Annotated in this window: 20 protein-coding genes and 1 pseudogene; 1 reads left to right on the top strand and 20 read right to left on the bottom strand. The window is 64.5% G+C overall.

Features of this window, described 5'->3' with window-relative positions; all coding sequences use genetic code 11:
• Positions 1-57 precede the first annotated feature (57 nt).
• The 16 genes and pseudogenes from ACLI1P_RS02495 to glmS all read right to left on the bottom strand — a co-directional run bounded on the left by ACLI1P_RS02495 (position 58) and on the right by glmS (position 12,693).
• Positions 58-333 (bottom strand): hypothetical protein, encoded by a 276-nt coding sequence (locus tag ACLI1P_RS02495; protein WP_411709322.1) that lies wholly within the window; start codon positions 331-333, stop codon positions 58-60.
• Positions 334-452: 119 nt separating this feature from the next.
• Positions 453-590, bottom strand: a complete 138-nt coding sequence (locus ACLI1P_RS02490; protein WP_408930098.1) for a hypothetical protein — start codon at positions 588-590, stop codon at positions 453-455.
• 126 nt (positions 591-716) lie between these two features.
• Positions 717-1,202, bottom strand: a complete 486-nt coding sequence (locus ACLI1P_RS02485) for a hypothetical protein (protein ID WP_411709321.1) — start codon at positions 1,200-1,202, stop codon at positions 717-719.
• Positions 1,162-1,593 (bottom strand): hypothetical protein, encoded by a 432-nt coding sequence (locus ACLI1P_RS02480; RefSeq protein ID WP_411709732.1) that lies wholly within the window; start codon positions 1,591-1,593, stop codon positions 1,162-1,164. The genes ACLI1P_RS02485 and ACLI1P_RS02480 overlap by 41 nt, the downstream gene beginning before the upstream one ends.
• A gap of 35 nt (positions 1,594-1,628) precedes the next feature.
• Positions 1,629-1,896 (bottom strand): annotated as a pseudogene (locus ACLI1P_RS02475) (excinuclease ABC subunit UvrA); the annotation flags it as partial.
• A gap of 133 nt (positions 1,897-2,029) precedes the next feature.
• Positions 2,030-3,646, bottom strand: coding sequence for a chaperonin GroEL (groL, locus tag ACLI1P_RS02470; RefSeq protein WP_411709320.1), 1,617 nt, complete (start codon positions 3,644-3,646; stop codon positions 2,030-2,032).
• A 12-nt stretch (positions 3,647-3,658) separates the two neighbouring features.
• Positions 3,659-3,958: a co-chaperone GroES gene (gene groES / locus ACLI1P_RS02465; protein ID WP_296131649.1), complete on the bottom strand. Its 300-nt coding sequence runs from the start codon at positions 3,956-3,958 to the stop codon at positions 3,659-3,661.
• 310 nt (positions 3,959-4,268) lie between these two features.
• Entirely contained in the window at positions 4,269-4,697 is a 429-nt protein-coding gene (locus ACLI1P_RS02460) for a hypothetical protein (protein ID WP_296131526.1), read from the bottom strand.
• A 75-nt stretch (positions 4,698-4,772) separates the two neighbouring features.
• On the bottom strand, positions 4,773-5,825 hold the full coding sequence (gene tsaD / locus ACLI1P_RS02455) for a tRNA (adenosine(37)-N6)-threonylcarbamoyltransferase complex transferase subunit TsaD (protein WP_296131524.1): 1,053 nt from the start codon (positions 5,823-5,825) through the stop codon (positions 4,773-4,775).
• On the bottom strand, positions 5,819-6,298 hold the full coding sequence (gene rimI, locus ACLI1P_RS02450; protein ID WP_408930095.1) for a ribosomal protein S18-alanine N-acetyltransferase: 480 nt from the start codon (positions 6,296-6,298) through the stop codon (positions 5,819-5,821). Before rimI ends, tsaD begins: the two co-directional genes overlap by 7 nt.
• Complete coding sequence (gene tsaB, locus ACLI1P_RS02445; RefSeq protein ID WP_411709319.1) at positions 6,295-6,960, bottom strand: tRNA (adenosine(37)-N6)-threonylcarbamoyltransferase complex dimerization subunit type 1 TsaB; 666 nt, start codon at positions 6,958-6,960, stop codon at positions 6,295-6,297. Before tsaB ends, rimI begins: the two co-directional genes overlap by 4 nt.
• Entirely contained in the window at positions 6,960-7,529 is a 570-nt protein-coding gene (locus ACLI1P_RS02440; RefSeq protein ID WP_296131516.1) for a hypothetical protein, read from the bottom strand. Before ACLI1P_RS02440 ends, tsaB begins: the two co-directional genes overlap by 1 nt.
• Positions 7,530-7,599: 70 nt before the next feature.
• Positions 7,600-9,192: an aspartate:alanine exchanger family transporter gene (locus ACLI1P_RS02435; protein ID WP_411709318.1), complete on the bottom strand. Its 1,593-nt coding sequence runs from the start codon at positions 9,190-9,192 to the stop codon at positions 7,600-7,602.
• Between the two features lies 1 nt (position 9,193).
• Positions 9,194-9,658 carry a tRNA (adenosine(37)-N6)-threonylcarbamoyltransferase complex ATPase subunit type 1 TsaE gene (tsaE, locus tag ACLI1P_RS02430; RefSeq protein WP_306507019.1) on the bottom strand — a complete coding sequence of 155 codons (465 nt, stop codon included), beginning with the start codon at positions 9,656-9,658 and terminating at the stop codon, positions 9,194-9,196.
• Positions 9,648-10,754, bottom strand: coding sequence for an alanine racemase (gene alr / locus ACLI1P_RS02425; RefSeq protein ID WP_411709317.1), 1,107 nt, complete (start codon positions 10,752-10,754; stop codon positions 9,648-9,650). The genes tsaE and alr overlap by 11 nt, the downstream gene beginning before the upstream one ends.
• A 67-nt stretch (positions 10,755-10,821) precedes the next feature.
• Complete coding sequence (gene glmS, locus ACLI1P_RS02420; RefSeq protein ID WP_411709316.1) at positions 10,822-12,693, bottom strand: glutamine--fructose-6-phosphate transaminase (isomerizing); 1,872 nt, start codon at positions 12,691-12,693, stop codon at positions 10,822-10,824.
• 120 nt (positions 12,694-12,813) lie between these two features.
• On the opposite strand from glmS, the gene ACLI1P_RS02415 reads away from it, so the two are divergent.
• A complete protein-coding gene (locus tag ACLI1P_RS02415) occupies positions 12,814-13,647 on the top strand; it encodes a dienelactone hydrolase family protein (protein ID WP_411709315.1) in 834 nt (277 codons plus the stop codon).
• Positions 13,648-13,698: 51 nt separating this feature from the next.
• Here the strand turns inward: ACLI1P_RS02415 and ACLI1P_RS02410 are convergent, their stop codons facing one another.
• From ACLI1P_RS02410 to glmM, 4 genes are all read right to left on the bottom strand, one after another.
• Positions 13,699-13,917, bottom strand: coding sequence for a PLDc N-terminal domain-containing protein (locus tag ACLI1P_RS02410; RefSeq protein WP_306507013.1), 219 nt, complete (start codon positions 13,915-13,917; stop codon positions 13,699-13,701).
• A gap of 340 nt (positions 13,918-14,257) precedes the next feature.
• On the bottom strand, positions 14,258-15,943 hold the full coding sequence (locus tag ACLI1P_RS02405) for a zinc metalloprotease (protein WP_411709314.1): 1,686 nt from the start codon (positions 15,941-15,943) through the stop codon (positions 14,258-14,260).
• Positions 15,943-16,254: a hypothetical protein gene (locus tag ACLI1P_RS02400; protein WP_306507011.1), complete on the bottom strand. Its 312-nt coding sequence runs from the start codon at positions 16,252-16,254 to the stop codon at positions 15,943-15,945. The genes ACLI1P_RS02405 and ACLI1P_RS02400 overlap by 1 nt, the downstream gene beginning before the upstream one ends.
• A 122-nt stretch (positions 16,255-16,376) precedes the next feature.
• Positions 16,377-17,720, bottom strand: a complete 1,344-nt coding sequence (gene glmM, locus ACLI1P_RS02395) for a phosphoglucosamine mutase (RefSeq protein ID WP_411709313.1) — start codon at positions 17,718-17,720, stop codon at positions 16,377-16,379.
• Positions 17,721-17,930 lie beyond the last annotated feature (210 nt).

The raw sequence follows: 17,930 nt of genomic DNA, 5'->3' as shown, positions 1-17,930 counted from the left end.
CGGCGCCTTAAGGTCGAGCTGGGCAAACGTGATGTTTCTTTAAGTAGCATCACGGCGCTACACCACCTGGGCCAGGTAGCGCGCGGTGAGTGTGTCCGTTTCCAGGAACTCCCGCGGCAAGCCTGCCGCGATCACCTCGCCACCGGCCGAACCCGCGCCGGGGCCGAGGTCAATGCGGCGCGGTTGTGCTCGACGCAGATGAGGGTGAGGGGAGGAGTCCACGAGGTCGTCGAAAAGCGCCAGCAGCGTATCGACGTCCTTTCGGTGCAACCCCACCGTCGGCTCATCCAGCACGATGATGTCCGCCTTGGCCTTGCGAACACTTAAGCACACCGCGAGCTTGAGACGCTGGCACTCGCTGCCGGAACGTTGGCGACCTTGCAGTACTCGACGGCATCGGCAGCCAGCAGCGCCGGTACTTCCGCGAAGTTCTTGCCCGCCAGCTCGTAGCCCTAGACGTCGGCGGCGAAGCGGCGGCCCTCGCAGACTTCACAGTGCACATCCGCACTATCCATCGCACCGAACTCCACGGTGACCATTCCGGCGCCGGAGCACGCCGGGGACGCGCCATCGGAGTTGAAGGGGAACATGCCGGGGTCGCTCCCCCGTTGGCCTTGGCAAAAGCCTTGCGCAGCGCGTCCATCGCGCCGGTGTAGGTGACCGGGTTGGAGCGCCGCGAACCAAACAGCGAAGACTGGTCCACCACAAGGATGCGGTCACTGTCCGGCAGGCACTCCATGAGGGAGGACTTGTCCGAGCCTGCCACGCCTGTGACCACCGTGAACACGCCCAACGGAATGTCCACGTCGAGATCCTGGAGATTGTTGCGGGACGCACCGCGGATCTCCAGGTGGCCGGTGGGGCTGGCGCACATCCTCCTTGATCTTTGCCTTCTCAACCTCGACAGCGTCCGCGGTGACGATTTTCCCGCCGGCCACACCCGCGCCCGGCCCGAGTTTTACCACGCTATCCGCAATGGCCATTGTCTCCGGGTTGTGCTCCACCAGGAGCACCGTGCTGCCCTTATCGCGCAACTGCAGCAGCAGGTCGTTCGTCTGCGTAACGTCGGGTGGGCGCAGGCCGGCGGTCGGTTCGTCGAAAACGTAAGTTACGTCCGTGAGCGCCGAACCGACGTGGCGGACCATGCGCGTGCGCTGCACCTCACCGCCACTGAGCGTGCCCGTCGGGCGCTCCAGGGTCAAGTAGCCCAGGCCGACCGCGCAACGGGGCGGCAGCCAGCAGTGAGTTAAGGGGGCGCGTCGGCAAGCTCCATGGCGCACACGTCCGCGATGGGACCCCGTCGATGTAGGACTCGCGCGCGTGCTGCGCCAGGCGGGGTGCCGTGGCACTCGGGCAGTCGATGAAGACCACCGCGCGCTCTACAAAGGCGCGCATCTGCTTCTGCAGGGACTCCACGGGCTTGCTCAGCACGCTGGTCTTCAGCCGCGTGACCAGCCCCGTGTAGCTCACGTTGATGCCGCCGACCTTGACCTTGGTCTCGGTCTCATACAGGTCACGCTTCCGTTCCGCAGTAAAGTCTTTAACGGGCACGTCAGCCGGGTACAGCCCGGACTCGGCGTAGGCGCGCCACATCCACGAATCCGCCTTCTTGCCGGTTTAGACGATGGCGCCGTCGTGAGGGACAAGGACTCGTCGACGAGCTGGCGCATGTCGACGTCCGGCCGCGGCGGCGAGTCCATAAAGCCTTGGACGAAGCCGGGGTAGGTCTCGTTGATGAGCCGCTGCGACTCGGCGGCGATGGTGTCGAAGACCAGGGAGGTCTTGCCAGACCCGGACACGCCAGTAAAGACGGTGAGCGCGCTTGTGGATGCGCAGGTCGACGTTCTTGAGGTTGTTCTCGCGGGCTCCGGTGACCGTAATGTATTCGCGTTCCACGGTGCCTCAGTCTAACGACGGGGCGGGGTGCTGCGCCCTCCGGATACGAAAAGGCCCACCTCCCCGCGGGTTATGCGGGCGGGCGGGCCTTCCTTAGGGCAACGTGGGAAGTTACTGCTTCCCACGCGCAGGTTTAGTGCGCGTGCGCGTGGCCGGACTGTGCCGGCTCCTCCTCGGCGGGCTTTTCCACCACGGAGGCCTCGGTGGTGAGCACCATGCGGGCCACGGAGGTGGCGTTGACCACGGCGGAGTGGGTGACCTTCACCGGGTCGATGATGCCCTGCTCGAGCAGGTTGCCGTACTCCAGGGTGGCGGCGTTGAAGCCCTCACCGTTGGGCAGCTCGGAGATGTGGGAGACCACGACGGAGCCGTCGAGGCCAGCGTTCTGGGCAATCCAGTAGGCCGGGCGGGACAGCGCGCGGGCCACGGCGAGCACGCCAATCTTGGCCTCGCCCTCGAAGCCCTCGGCGAACTCGTTGAGCTCCTTGGAAATCTGCACCAGCGCAGAACCACCGCCGGCGATAACGCCCTCTTCAACGGCCGCGCGAGCGGCGTTGATGGCGTCCTCAACACGCAGCTTGCGCTCGTTGACCTCGGTCTCGGTGGCAGCGCCGACGCGGATGACGGCGACACCGCCAGAGAGCTTAGCTAGACGCTCTTCGAGCTTCTCCCGATCCCAGGTGGAGTCGGTGCGCTCGATTTCGCGGCGCAGCTGCTCGCGGCGCTCCTCAACGGCCTCAGCGGTACCGGCACCGTCCACAATCACGGTGTCCTCCTTGGACACGGTGACGCGGCGGGCAGAACCGAGAACCTCCGGGCCAACCTCCTTGAGGTTGATGCCCACCTCCGGGTCCACCACGGTGGCACCGGTGACGACAGCCAGGTCATCCATGAAGCCCTTGCGGCGCTCGCCGAAGTACGGGGACTTCACGGCGGCGACCTTGAGGACCTTGCGGATGGAGTTGACCACGAGGGCCTGCAGCGGCTCGCCCTCGATGTCCTCGGCGATGATGAGAGTCGGGCGCGAGGATTCCGCGATCTTCTCCAGCAGCGGCAGGAAATCCGGCAGGGAGGAGATCTTGTTGCGGACGAGAAGAATTGCGGCGTCGTCCAGCACGGCGTTGTAGGTCTCCTCCTCCGTAGCGAAGTACGGGGAGAGGTAGCCCTTGTCGAAGGAGATGCCCTCGGTGACGTCCACAGCGGACTCGATGGTCTGGGACTCCTCGACGGTCACCACACCGTCCTTGCCCACCTTGTCCATCGCGCCGGCGACCATCTCGCCGACCTCCGGATCGCGGGAAGACACCGTAGCAACCTGGGAGATCTCCGCGGAGGAGTTCACCGGAGTGGCGCGGTTCTTCAGCTCCTCAACGACCTTCTCGGCCGCTGCGGCGATGCCCTTGTTGAGCTCGATCGGGTTAGCGCCGGCGGCGACGTTGCGCAGGCCTTCGTAGATGAGCGCCTGCGCCAACAGGGTCGCGGTGGTGGTGCCGTCACCAGCAATATCGTTGGTCTTGACGGCCACGGACTTCACCAGCTGGGCGCCCAAGTTCTCGAAGGGCTCGTCCACGTCGATGTCGCGGGCGATGGTAACGCCGTCGTTGGTGACGGTCGGGCCACCGAAGGCCTTCGACAGCACGACGTTGCGGCCGCGCGGGCCGAGGGTGACCTTGACGGCATCGGCAAGCGTGTCCACGCCGCGCTGGATGCCCTCGCGGGCCTCCTGGTCAAATGCAATCAGCTTTGACATAAGGTTATTCGCCTACTTCTCGATGACAGCGAGCAGATCACGAGCGGACAGCAGGAGGTACTCCTGGCCGTCGTACTTCAGCTCGGTGCCGCCGTACTTGGAGAAGATGACGGTGTCGCCCTCGTTGACACCAACCGGGACAACCTCGCCCTTGTCGTTGGTGCGGCCCGGGCCGACGGCCACGACGGTGGCCTCCTGCGGCTTCTCCTGCGCGGAGTCCGGGATAACCAGGCCGGACGCGGTGGTGGTCTCAGCTTCGACGATCTGGACGAGGACCTTGTCCTCCAGCGGCTTGATGTTTGCCATGATGATTTCCTCCAAAGTGTTCTTCATGCGCGCCCTCATGGGCGCGCGCGTGCCGGTTGTGGGTGTCCAGCACAGCCGTCGTCGCGGGTGAACAACTGCGGGTCAAACAACCTGTCTAGCACTCTACCCGCGCGACTGCTAGCCCTCAACGTTCCGGGGCGCTAACACGTTCGCCCAGCGCGAACGGCATCCCTCCCGCGCGCGAGAGTTGTCACGATTCGCACCCCGACCTCGACGAAGCTGGACCTAAAACCCAAAAAGACGCTCGGGCTCTCGGAGAGCCGTCGCGTCTGTGCAGCGGGTGTGCTGAGGGGAGTTAGACCTGCTTGTGGGAGTTAAGCACGGCCGCGCGCCACAGCTGGTACTCCTCCGGGTTGTCCTCGCGGTAGTTCTTCACGGCACGGATGCCGTGCTCGACGGCCTCGACGACCTCGTCGATGTGCTTGTCCTCGCCGTCGGCGGCGACGAAAATGACCTGGCCGCAGATGGAGCGGATCGGATCCTGCAGGAAGGCGGAGTTGCCGGTATCGGCGGCGTTGCGGGCCAGGGAGGCCACCGGGTTCGGATCCGCACCCTCGGCCTTCGCGTTCGGGTTGAACAGTGCAGCGTAGGTCCGGCCGTCCTCCTGGAAGGCCACGGACACGCGGTCCTCGGTGGTGCCACCGAGGAACTGGTTGGCGTGCTCGAGCTCGAACTCAATGGTGCGGCGCGTGAGGTCCGGGTTGACGAGGAAACCAGTGGTCATGAAGACAGCTCCTTGTTAAGCAGGTGAGAAAGAGTCGCCTGCCACACTACCGGTGCGCTGGGCTTTCCGCATCCGCTAGCGCGCCGCTGCGACCAGCGGGACCTCGACCTCCAGCTGGGTATCGGTGCCGCAGGCAAGCCCGGAGGGCTGCGCGCCTTCGTGGATGAGCTGGGCGGCCACCGCGGCGATCATCACGCCGTTGTCGGTGCACAGCTTAAAACGCGGCACGCGCAGCTCAATGCCCGCGGACTCGCAGCGCTTGGCCGCCAGTGCGCGCAGCCGCGAGTTCGCCGCCACGCCGCCGCCAAGTAGGAGCACCTTAGCCCCGGTGTCCTTACAGGCGCGCACGGCCTTGGCGGTGAGCACATCCGCCACCGCCTCCTGGAAGGAGGCACACAGGTCCTCTACCAGGATGGTGGTTCCTTCACGCTCGGCCTTTTCCACGTAGCGCGCCACTGCAGTCTTAAGCCCCGAGAAGGAGAAGTTGTGGCGGTTCGGCCCGCGCAAGTCCTCGGCCTTGGATAGGCCGCGCGGCAGGTCGATGGTGGGCTCGCCCTGGCCAGCCAGCTTATCGATGACCGGCCCGCCCGGATACCCCAGGCCCAGGAGGCGGGAGACTTTGTCGTAGGCCTCGCCGGCGGCGTCGTCAAGCGTGGTGCCCAGCTCCTTCATGGGTTTGCCCACGGCCTCGACCTCCAGCAGCTGGGTGTGGCCGCCGGAGACGAGCAGGGCCACCGAGTGCGGCAGCTCCTCGCCTTCGAGGTTGGCCACCGCCACGTGCCCACCGAGGTGGTTGACGCCGTAAAAGGGCACACCCCACGCGGAGGCGAAGGCTTTCGCTGCGGAGGCGCCTACGAGGAGTGCGCCGGCCAGGCCCGGGCCGACGGTGGCGGCGACCGCATCAGGCTTGTCGACGCCCGCCTCTTTCAGCGCCGCCTCCATCACCTGCGGCATGGCCTCGAGGTGGGCGCGGGAGGCGATCTCGGGGACCACGCCGCCAAACCGCGCGTGCTGCTCCATGGAGGAGGCGACGACGTCGGCGCGGATCTCCATGTGTCCGTCGTCGGACAGCTCGATGATGCCCACGCCGGTTTCGTCGCAGGAGGACTCGATGCCGAGGATTAACATCTCTCACTCTTTCGTGGTCGGTACATGGTGTGGGCGTCCGCGCCGGAGGGCTGATAGTAGTTGCGGCGCAGGCCGTTGATGACAAAATCATAGGCCTCATAGAGGCGGATGGCTGGATCGTTGCCCACGCGGACTTCGAGGAACACGGGCGCATCGTGGGAATCGGCGAGTTCCACGATGGCGTCCATCATGAGTCGCGCGATGCCGCGGCGCTGGGCCTCCGGCGCCACGCCAATGGTGCGGATTTCGTACTCTGGCCAGGCGGCCGGCCCCATGCGCCCCACCCCGGCATAGCCTAGTGCTTCGCTGTCCGCGTGGTCGCTGCTGGCGTCAACCGCCCAGTAGGTGGTGTGCCCGGCCGCGATCTCCTGCTCGAAGGCGCGAGCGGGCCAGGGGCTTTCGCCGGGGAAGAGCACCTTTTCCAGCTCGGCGCAGCGCGGGGCATCAGCTGCCGTGAGCGGGCGCAGCCTCATGATGCTGGCCGGCCGTCGCCGCCCACAAGCGCGGCCGAGCGCGGCGCGGACTTCGGTACCTTGGCGTCAGGCCGGCGCAGGTACAGCGGCACCAGCGGGGCTGGCTCCGCGTCTAGGTCAGCACACGCCACCAGGCCCTTCGCGCGCGGGGTGGCCCACTCGCGCGGCAGACCGGCAAGCTCCTCGGGCAGGCGCGGGGCGATGGATTCCGGGAACACCAGGCGCGCAGCCGCGCCGGCAAGCTCCTCCGGCTTGGACACCTCGGGACCGCTCACGCGGCGCGCGTTAGAGTAGGTGGCCCAGTAGACCTCCTTGCGGCGGGCGTCGATAGCCACGAGCCACTCTCCTTCCCGGCCGTGCGCGATGGCGTCGAGCGTGCACACGCCGTGGACGGGCAGGCCCAGCGCCACGCCCAGGGCGGAGGCGGTGGCCATGCCGACGCGCAGGCCGGTAAAGGGGCCGGGCCCGGTGCCCACGACGATGGCGGAAAGGTCGGCGTAGGTCAGTGAGACGTCGTCAAGCAGTGCCTCCACCGTCGGGATGAGCTGCTCATTGTGGGCGCGGGTATCGGTGAGAACGCGGTCGGTGCTCTCGCCGGTCTCCGTGTCGACGACGCCGGTCACCAGATCGGTGGTTGCGGTATCGAGTGCGAGAACCTTCATTAGCCCAGGAGGTGCCAGTCGGTATCGACGTAGTCCGGGTTATCCTTGCCCATCTGCTCCTCGTACTGCGGGATATCGCGCACAAACTGCAGCGGCTGTCCCTGCTGGAATGGCACGAACGGCGGAATGTCCTGGCCCGCGGCCTCCGGGGACTTCAGCTGCTGAAGCAGGCGGTCGCACATGTCTGCCTTCGCGCGCGGCAGCTTCTCGGCCTTGAACTCATTGTTCACCGAGACCCGGAGGAGATAGTTCACGTCGTCCGGCACGGCACCATCAACGAAATCAATGTTCAGGCCGTCCGTCTCCACGCCGATATTCTGAAGCTGCTCTTCGGTAGCGCCTGGGCACACGCCGACAATCGGATTCCACTCCTCGCCGTAGACATCCTGCGGGATGAACGTAGCGTAGTCCAAGTGCTTCGGGTACGTGTTCAGGGACTGGGCAACAGTCGACGGCTCCTTCGACTCCGCCTCCGGAGTCCGGACCATCGGCAGCGCGATGAGGGCGACCAGAAAGACGGCGAAGGCGCCGATGACGACAGTGGTGATGAATTGGCCAAACTTGTTCATAAAGGTGTTATTCGCTCCTCCGGGGCGGTGGCGGGAATCAGCAGTACGTGAATATCCTACGCGACGGCTATCAAACGATAATCAAGGCCAACATCTGGCACATGAGGATCTTGCCGATCATCGTCGTGGGATACACCGTGGCGTAGCCGCGCTCCGCCAGCTGGGTGCCCGTCTGCGGGTTGAGGTAGGCCATGATCGCCGGGTTGGTGGTCATACCAGCGGCCACGCCCATGGCCTCGTCGAACTTCAAGCGCAGCACCAGGGTGCACACCACGCCCAGGCCGATAGCGGAGACCAGGCTGAGGATGATGCCCACGCCCATGTACTTCAGGGAGGTCGGGTCCGACATCGCATCGCGGAACTGGCCACCAGCCGAGGTACCCACGCCCGCCAGGAACAGCGTCAGGCCCAGCGTGGAGATGGTCTGCTTGGAGTGGAACGGCATCTGCCAGTGAATCGGGCCGGTACGGCCAATCGCGCCGAGGATGAGGCCTACCACGATGGGGCCGCCACCGAAGCCGAAGGACAACGTGGTGCCGCCCGGCAGCGGAATCGGGATGGCGCCGAAGAGCAAGCCCAAAAGCAGGCCCAGCGCGAAGGGGAATAGGTCCAGGTTGCCCAGCTTGGACTCCGAGTCACCGAGGAAGTCGCGCACGTCATTGAGGCGACCCGGTGCGGTCACGACGCGGACGCGGTCCGAGTAGTACAGGACGGTGTTGTCGTTCGGCACAATCTGGGTATCGCCGCGGCGGATTCGCGCGATGAGGAAGCCGTGGCTCATCGTGTCCAGCTCCTCGATGGTGCGGCCGGCCACCTGCGGGTTGGACACCGTCACGCGGCGGTAGATGAGGCCATCTTTTTCGTGCAGATTCAGATCAATCTCTTTACCCAGGAGGGCAATCGCACGGTCCAGCGCCGGGCCCGTGCCGTTGAGCAGAAGCTCCATGCCTTCTTTCACCCGCATGTCTGGGTCCGCCAGCTCGTGCTGGTTGTCAGTACGCACGCAGCGAGTGGCAATCACCTTCTCCCCGGTGAACTCTGGGAGCTCGCCCACCGTCACGCCGGGATCCTTGGTCAGACGCACTGCCTTCCACTCCAGCGGCTCCGACAGCATCCCTTCGTCCTTGGCGTCTTTGACGTGGTTGACGCGGAAGACCTTGGCGCCGATCGCGGCGACGAGGATGGTACCGATGATGCAGCCCGGGTAGGCCAGGGAGTAGCCCACCACCGGGGTGCTGTCGCCGTTGAGCGCCTCCACCACGGCGGCCATGCCCGGCGTCGAGCTTAAGGATCCGGCCAGCGTACCCACGCCGATGGCCGGATCGAGGTCAAAGATGCGGACAAAGAGCGCGGCCAGTCCCGCGAGGATGAAGAAGAAGACGACCACCACTGCGGACATCTTCCAGCCCCGCCGCCGGAAATCCTGGAAGAAGCTGCGCCCGAAGTTGAGACCAATAATGTAGACGAAGATGGCCAGACCAAATTGGTACACAAACGGCGGGATCGCGATATCGGGGTTCGCAGCGGACAAGCCGAGTGCTACGAACATCGCCGCGGCAGCACCGAGCGAAATCCCGAAAAAGTTAATCTTTCCGATTGCCAAGCCCACCGCCATGATGAGAAAGAGCGTGAGCAGCGGTTGTTGGGCAAGGAAGGTCAGCACGTTACGTCACCCATTTCCACGAGAACTCACGGACATCATCGTCGGAGTCACGATTGATGGATACGACCAGACATGCGTCAGCGAGTCGCTCCATAAAATCGCCGCCCCATTCGGCAACGACGACGGCGTCCTCAATTTCGGTATCTAAGTCTAAACTGTCGAGCTCCCCCAGAGGATCATCGGAGTGGTCCAGCAGCCGGTAGGCATCGACGTGAATGAGCGCAGGGCCACCCACGGTCGAGGGGTGCTCACGGGCGATGACGAAGGTGGGAGACGTGACCCTGCCCTTGACCTGCATGCCACGGGCAATACCCTGTGTGAAGGTGGTTTTACCGGCCCCCAGCGGACCGTCGAGGATGACCAAGTCCCCGGCTTCGAGGGCTGCGCCAAGCTCCTCGCCGAAGGCCTGGGTGTCTTCCGCGGTCGCCGCAATCCGGGTTCCTTCGTGGGCAATATCACCGCGCATTGTTACCTCCTTCACCGTAGGTGCGCTGTGTGCGCCCGGTGGGGCGACACACGATTTCGTAGTTGATGGTCCCGGTCGCGTCCGCCAGCTGTGTGGCGCTCATGCCGCCGTCACCGAAAATGACCGCGCGGTCCCCGGCGCGCACGCCGTGCGGGTTCTCCCCCAAGTCCACGACGATCTGGTCCATGCACACGCGCCCCACCTGCGGATACAGCTTTCCACCCAGGCCCACCTGGAGTGCGCCCTGAATGTTGCGGGGCAGCCCGTCGGCATACCCCACCGCGACGGTGGCTAGCTGCCGCTGCGACTGCGCAGTCCAGGTCAGGCCGTAGCTGGTGGACTCCCCCTCCCCAATCGGCTTGACCGCCACGACGGAGCTCTCCCATGTCATGGCCGGGCGCAGCCCGTGGTCCAGCCCCGGCACGGGCTCCAGGCCGTAGAGCGCTACGCCCACGCGCACCTGCTCGAAGCGCGCGGAGGGTCGGGTCAGCGCCGCGGCGGAGTTCGCCAGGTGGTTCAGCGGGCACTCCAGGCCCGCGGCGCGCGCGTGGGCCAGGGCCTCGCGGAACTCGGACTCTTGGTGGTCATTGTGCGGGTGCTCTGGCTCGTCAGCGCACGCAAAGTGGGACATGAGGCCGAGGAGGGTGACCGTGGGGGCGTCGGCAAGCACGGCACAGGCCTCATCCCACGCCTGCTTATCGACGCCCGACCGGTGCATCCCCGTCTCCACCATCAAGAAGGCCTCGGCGTCTAGCCCCGTGGCCACCAGCGCGCGGGCGTGCTCCAGGGAGGGGATGCCGATCTGGATCCCGGCGGCAAGCGCCTCCGAAAGGTCCTCCTGCGGATCCCACAGCCACGCCACGATGTCTGTAGTGGGAATGACGCGGCGCAGCGCCACGGCCTCAGCCAGAGTGGCCACGCCGAACGCATCAGCGCCGGCGGCCTCCATCACTGGCGCAACGCGCTGGCTGCCGTGGCCGTAGGCATCCGCCTTCACCACGCACATCAGGCGCGCAGGCGCCACGATTTCCTTGACGCAGGCCACGTTATGGGCAATAGCGTCAAGGTCAATGAGGGTTTTCAACATGTCCCTCATTGTGCCACGAGCGGGCAGGAGCCTGAAGCTCGCTGCCCGCTCGTTGAGGGGTGATGTGGCGTGGGTGTTACTCCACGGTCACGGACTTAGCCAGGTTACGCGGCTGGTCCACGTCGTAGCCCTTCGCCGTGGCCACACCGCAGGCGAAAATCTGCAGCGGGACGGTGGCCAGCAGGGGCTGCATGAGCGTCGGCGCCTGCGGGATGCGGATGACGTGGTTGGCGTAAGCCTCCACGGCGTGGTCGCCCTCCTCCGCGATGACGATGGTGATGGCGCCACGGGCGCGGATCTCCTGGATGTTGGAGACCACCTTGGAGTGTAGAGAATCGCGGCCGCGCGGGGACGGCACGATGACGAAGACCGGCTGGCCTTCCTCCACCAGCGCGATCGGGCCGTGCTTGAGCTCGCCGGCGGCAAAGCCCTCGGCGTGCAGGTACGCGATCTCCTTGAGCTTCAGCGCGCCCTCGAGCGCCACCGGGAAGCCCACGTGACGGCCGAGGAAGAGCACCGAGTCGGCGTCGACCATAGCGTTGGACAGGTCGTAGACCTGCTTTTCGTTGTCAATGACGTGCTGTACCTTCTCCGGCATGTCACGCAGCTCATTGAGAACCGCGGTGACCTCGTCGGAGAACATGTTGCCACGCAGGCGCGCCAGGTACAGGCCCAGCAGGTAGGTGGCGGTGATCTGCGCCAGGAAGGCCTTGGTGGAGGCCACCGCGATCTCCGGGCCGGCGTGAGTGTACAGCGCAGCGTCGGACTCGCGCGGAATGGAAGAGCCCTGGGTGTTGCAGATAGCAATCACCTTCGCACCCTGCTGGCGGGCGTGGCGCACCGCCATGAGGGTATCCATGGTCTCGCCTGACTGGGACAGGGCCACGACCAAGGTCTTCTCATTAACAATCGGGTCGCGGTAGCGGAACTCGTGGGCCAGCTCCACCTCGCACGGGATGCGGCACCAGTGCTCAATGGCGTAGCGGGCAACGTGGCCGGCGTACGCGGCGGTGCCGCAAGCGATGATGATGATCTTGTCGATGGACTTGAGCACCGACTCCTCAATGCGGACCTCATCCAGGATCAGGTTGCCGTCCTCATCCAGGCGGCCCAGCAGGGTATCGCGCACGGCGGCAGGCTGGTCGTGGATTTCCTTCTCCATGAAGGAGTTGTAGCCGCCCTTTTCGGCAGCGGCGGCGTCCCACTTGATCTCGAAAGGCTTGCCCTGCGCCGGGTTGCCGGAGTAGTCAGTGATCTCCACGTCGTCCGCGGTGATGGTGACAACCTGATCGTTGTCCATCTCCACGGCGGACTTGGTGTAATCGATAAAGCCGGACACGTCGGACCCCAGGAAGTTCTCGCCCTCACCCAGGCCGATAACCAGCGGCGAGTCACGGCGGGCCGCGACGATGCGGTCAGCCTGGTCAGCGTGGATAGCCAGCAGGGTGAACGCACCCTCCAGGCGCTGGCAGGTCAGCTGCATGGCCTTGGTCAGGTCACCGGCGGCCTCGCCGTGGAAGACGTCACCCAGCAGGGTTGCCGCAACCTCAGTATCGGTCTCAGAAACGAAGTTGTGTCCCTTCGCCGTCAGCTCGTGCTTGAGCTCCGCGAAGTTTTCAATAATGCCGTTGTGCACCACGGCCAGCTTGCCGCTGTCCACCACGTGTGGGTGGGCGTTGAGATCCGTCGGGCCGCCGTGGGTGGCCCAGCGGGTGTGGCCAATGCCCAGGACAGAGTCCTTGAGCGGGCGGGCCTCAATCTCCGCGTCCAGCGCGGCGACCTTGCCGGCCTTCTTGCGCCAGCTAATCTCGCCGTCGGCGTACAAAGCAACACCAGCGGAGTCATATCCGCGGTACTCCAAACGGCGCAGGCCTTCCAGCACTACGTCCAGGGCAAAGTAATCACGGCCATCAGTGTTGTGGCCAACATATCCAACGATTCCACACATAGGCCCTGATCCTACAGGACAGGGCTTTATACAAAAGTGCTAGGACAATTCTCGTCGTCCTGGGACAGCAATCCTCATGCTTTCCACCGCGAGCAACGTGCTTCCTCTATTCTGTATAGCGTGTCTGCGAATTTGAAGAAGCATCTCGGTACGTTGTCCAAGCGCGGCCCGCACCGCGTCCTCGTCGGTGACCTGTCCTATGCAGGTCTGGAGGGCAAGGTGTACACGCCCACTGAGGGAAAGGGCCTGCCCGCCGTGGCCTTTGCCCACGACTGGACGAAGAACGTCAAGGCCTACCACGCCACCCTGCGCCACCTGGCCAGCTGGGGCATCGTCGTTGTTGCCCCCGATACGGAGACCGGCGCTTTTGCCAAGCACCGCAACTTGGTCGCGGACGTTGAGTCCGCCCTGCAGATTGCTACCGGCGTCAAGCTGGGCGCGGGCAAGATTTCGGTCTCTGCCTCCAAGCTAGGCGTCGTGGGCCACGGCATGGGCGGCGGCGTAGCCACCCTCGCAGCCGTGGATAACCCCAAGGTCCGTGCGGTCGCCGCACTGTACCCGGCGGACACGTCTCCGTCCGCGGTGCAGGCAGCACCGTCGGTCAAGGCGCACGGCCTCATCATCGGCTCTGGCGAGGATGACATCTTCCGTGCCGGCAACCCCGCCAAGCTGGCGAACGCCTGGGGCGGACCGGTGGCGTACCGCGAGATTGCCAAGGGCACTCAATCCGGCTTCAGCGAGGACAAATTCTTCAAGCTCGCTCTCGGCTCCGGCTTCTTCCAGGGCTCCGAGGTGGAGACCGCCCGTGGCTTGGTCACCGGCTTCCTGCTCAGTGAGCTGGCCGGCGAGTCCAAGTACGACGACTTCGCGGCTGCCGACGCTGCTGCCAAGGGCGTTGAGAGCTTCGCCGGGGAAGATTTGGCGAAGCGCGCTGGTCACGAGAGCACCCACTAGCACCCCGCTAGGTCTTACGCGGCCGGCACGTAGAACACGCAGGACGGAGACTTATCCGTCCTGCTGTGTACGTTTTAGCCGCGGAAGTTCAAGCACCAGCCAGGCAACGAATCCGATAAGCGGTAGAAACACCTGCACCGCTGACCATGCGATAGTCCGCGCCGCTGAACTCCTGTATTTGAGTTCCACGCACAACACCACGCCCAGCATGATGGCAGCGGCAAGTGGAAGAATGACCCACCGCGCGTCATAAAGAGCGGGAATGTGCACTCGTTCTCCTCCACACTGTTTACCGGCATCACGTACAAAGTATGTGGACGAGAATAGCAACAACTTTTAATTATTGGATTCAGTAACCGTTATCCACGCCGCAACACGGACTGCACCTGCCCACGTGGGCGACCCCGGCTAACCCGTGGATTCGGCTGTACTGAACGCGACGCGGGGGTTCGCCCCGGAGCCGTATCGGTATTTTGGGCTTGCGCGGCGCGCTGCGCAGACTTCTCTAAATCGTCCTGCGCCTTAGCCATTGCCTTTTCAAACTCTAGGAGCCTGGCGGCCGTGCGCTCACGGAATCCGCGTGCGAACTCATCGAAATCATTGTGCGGCATTACCACTGCCCTGCCTTTCGTGCTTGGACGGATGAGGATTCTGAGCTAGGTCCTGGCTCCTCACGGTGCTCAGGGCCAGGCTCCGGTGCCGGAGCAGGAGCGGGATCTGGTGAAGAAACGGGTTCCGGCGCGGGAGCTGGGTCTGGGGCAGGTGCCGCAGCTGCCTGCATGTGAGCAACCTTTTCTGCCGGCGGAGCCGGCTCCGGAACGGTTTCGAGCTCCGGCGGCGGTGCCATCACCCCATCATCATGCTCAGGTTCCGGCTGCGGTTCTGGTTCTGGCTCAGGTAGTGGTTCCGGTTCAGGCTCTGGCTCTGGGACAGGGTCCGGTTCAGGGAGATTGTCCAAGCACTCGAGTGCGGCATCCGCCAACAGCCCAATCCCCACGATGGCCACGCCCACACCGACAGCTCCAAGGATTCCGGTGCACGATACCTCCGGCTCGCATGCGCACTCGGTGGTTGTCTCCTCCGAATCCTCGCACTCCTCGGCCTCGGTAACTTCTACTACTGACTCTTCCTCTTGCACCACAGCGCAGTCTGAGGATTCCTCCTGGATGACATCAGCGGTTGACTCTTGGATAGGAGACTCGGTCTCCGTCGTCACTTCGGTAGCAGCGTCAGCGGGCGTGGTCGTGATGGTTTCACGCACCTGCGTGTCGCACTCACACTCCCGCTCTTCGAATTTCGCTGCGCAATCACAGGACTTAACCGTCTGCTCGACTGGCGTTGGCTCTGGTTCTGGCTTCACGGACTCTGGGGTGACAACACTTTGTGGCGTCGTCGGCGGCGGGCACTCCTTAGCAGGCACGGAAGCAGGCTCGGTGGGAGTGTCCGGCTCGTCGGGCACGCTAGGTGTGGCCGGGGCCTCCGGTGCCACTGGCTGGGTCGGCTGCGTGGGCTGAGCAGGTTGCGTGGGCTGGGCAGGTTGCGTGGGCTGAGCGGGTTGGGAAGGCGCAGCCGGCTGCCCGGGCTGAGTAGGCACCGGTGCTTGCGGTTGTTCTGGTTGCGGGCAGGGCTTCGGCTCTTCCTCGCAGCCACACTCAGGCTCGGGTGGTGTCTCCGGAAGCTCGCGCTCGCATACCTCGGAACAGCGCTTTTCAAACTCGCAATAGCAGTTCTCGATGGCGGTATCGCGGTCCCGGCAGGTCTGCGTGATCGTGTCATTCGTCTGCTCGATGAGGTCGCCGCCGATGGCGGAAATCACCGGGATGATGAGCTTGCCCAGCGGGTGGCGCTGCAGGAGCACCGTCAAGATGTTGAGCAGAGGAATGACGGCAGAGATAAGCTCCACCAGCGCCGAGTCGGACACGTCCACGACGTCCTCAATCGCATCTGAGCACTGCTGCGCCGACTCCACCAGATCATCGGCCTCACGGCGTTCCTCCTCGTAATCATCCTGTACGCCGCGCAGGTGGTCCATGATCGCTTCCCCAGCCAGCGACACCACCGTGCCGAGGAGAAAATCTTTGAGCCCGGAACCACCACCGGACGGGCGGCGCGCCCCCATGGCGGAGGCAGTACTTCCTACCAGGTCTTGGGGCTTGATTCCGTCGACAGAGCCCACCATGTCTCCCAGTAGATCGATGGGAGTGCTGGGGCCGGCGTAGCCGCCCTTGCTGGCTGCCTGGAATTGAGAGACTGCCTGCGAATAGTCCCCCAACAGTGACTTCACCATGGTGGTCATCAGTTCACCCCCGCACCCGGTTCGCCGAGCTGCCCGGCAAGGCCCCGGTCGACGTCCCCGAAAGCCCTTACCTGAGCTCGCGCCGCATCCGCTGTGGAGGACATGTTGTCTAAACGCCACGCACCGCGCTCGTGCAGGCGGCTCAGCAGACCTTGGATCTGAGACGCATGACCGCCAAAGTCTCTGCCTGCCGACGCCGCCGGAAAGTCAGGCACGTCGCTCCGATGGGCGTCGCTCTGCGCCGCCGTCTGATCTATTACGTGACTGAGAAGCCGCGTGGCTTCGTCCTCATCAAAAAATACGTCGGGCATCGAGCCCCTCCTTCTCGTCCACAACGAACAGTTATTCCTGCCCTTATTGGACTGAGAAAGCCCCCAACCGGTTCCCCGGAACCACAAAGTGTTCCGAGAAACCGCCCCCTTCTTAAGCTGCGCTACACCGCGGCCACGACCGCCGCGAGCTTGCCGGCTACCTTGCGCGCCTGCTCCTTTTCGGCGGCCTCCACCATGACGCGGAAGAGCTCCTCGGTGCCGGAGGGACGCAGCAGAACGCGTCCGGTATCGCCCAGTTCCGCCTCGGCGGCAGCGATGGCTTCCTTGACCTCGGAGGAGTTGAGGATACCCGACTTATCGGATACCGGCACGTTGATGAGCACCTGCGGAAGCACCGTCATCACTGAGGCCAGCTCCTTCAGGGTCTGCCCGGACTTGGCCATGCGCGCCATGATGGACAGGCCGGTCAGGGTGCCGTCACCAGTAGTGCAATCGTCGGGCAAGACCACGTGGCCCGACTGTTCGCCGCCGAGGGAGAAGTCACCGCGGTTGAGCTCCTCCAGCACGTAGCGGTCGCCCACTGCGGTTTCCTTGACCTCGATACCCTGCTCCTTCATCGCAATCTTGAGGCCCAGGTTGGACATCACGGTGGCTACGAGGGTGTTGAAGCGAAGGTCGTTCTCCTCCTTCATGCCCACGGCCAGCAGGGCCATGATCTGGTCGCCGTCGACCACGTTGCCCTCGGCGTCGACAGCCAGGCAGCGATCCGCATCGCCGTCGTGTGCCAGGCCCAAGTCGGCGCCGTGCTCCACGACGGCCGCCTGGGTCTTCTCAATGTGCGTCGAACCGCAGTCCTCGTTGATGTTGAAGGCGTTCGGCTTGTTGTGGATAGCGATGACCTCCGCGCCGGCCGCCTCATAGGCCTGCGGCGCCACCTTGGATGCCGCACCATTCGCGGTATCCACCACGACCTTGATGCCCTTCAGATCGGTAGACACGACCTCCTTGAGGTGCTTGAGGTAACGCTCACGACCGTCCGGAGCCTCCGAGATGATACGGCCGATCTTGGTGCCCGTGGGTCCACCTTCGGTGATGGTGTCCATGGTGGCTTGGATGCGGTCCTCCACGTCGTCGGGAAGCTTCTTGCCGCCCGCGGAGAAGAACTTGATTCCGTTATCCGGCATCGGGTTGTGGGAGGCCGAAATCATCACGCCGAGATCTGCCCCAAAGTCATCGGTAAGGAACGCGATTGCAGGGGTAGGCAGCACGCCGACACGCACGACGTCGACACCACGCGACGCCAAACCCGAAGCGATAGCAGCGTCCAGCATCTCACCGGACACGCGTGGGTCACGGCCAATGATGGCGAGCGGGCGGCGTTCATAGGATTCACGGTCAGAGGTGAATACCTCCGCCGCTGCCTGTCCCAAGCGCAAAGCCAGAATCGGGGTGAGCTTCTTGTTCGCAAGACCGCGAACTCCGTCGGTTCCAAAAATACGAGTCATAGCCTTCAATTATGCCTTCTGGGTCCTGCCTAGCGCAGATCGGGAGCCGCACCTTCCCCAAGCCTGCTGTTTAAACCCCCATGAAATGGGCAAACACTAATAAGCAGGTGACAGCACCCGGCACTATAGCTCGTCTATGGGGTGAGAACGGCGAAAGCCACCGCCTCCAGCGAAGGAAGCAGTGGCTTTCGAAAAATGCAGTGCGCGAAG

The organism is Corynebacterium tardum (genome assembly GCF_046717785.1).
Classification (GTDB): Bacteria; Actinomycetota; Actinomycetes; order Mycobacteriales; family Mycobacteriaceae; genus Corynebacterium.
The sequence above is the reverse complement of the archived record's forward strand: the minus strand, read 5'-3'. Positions and strand labels throughout refer to the sequence as shown.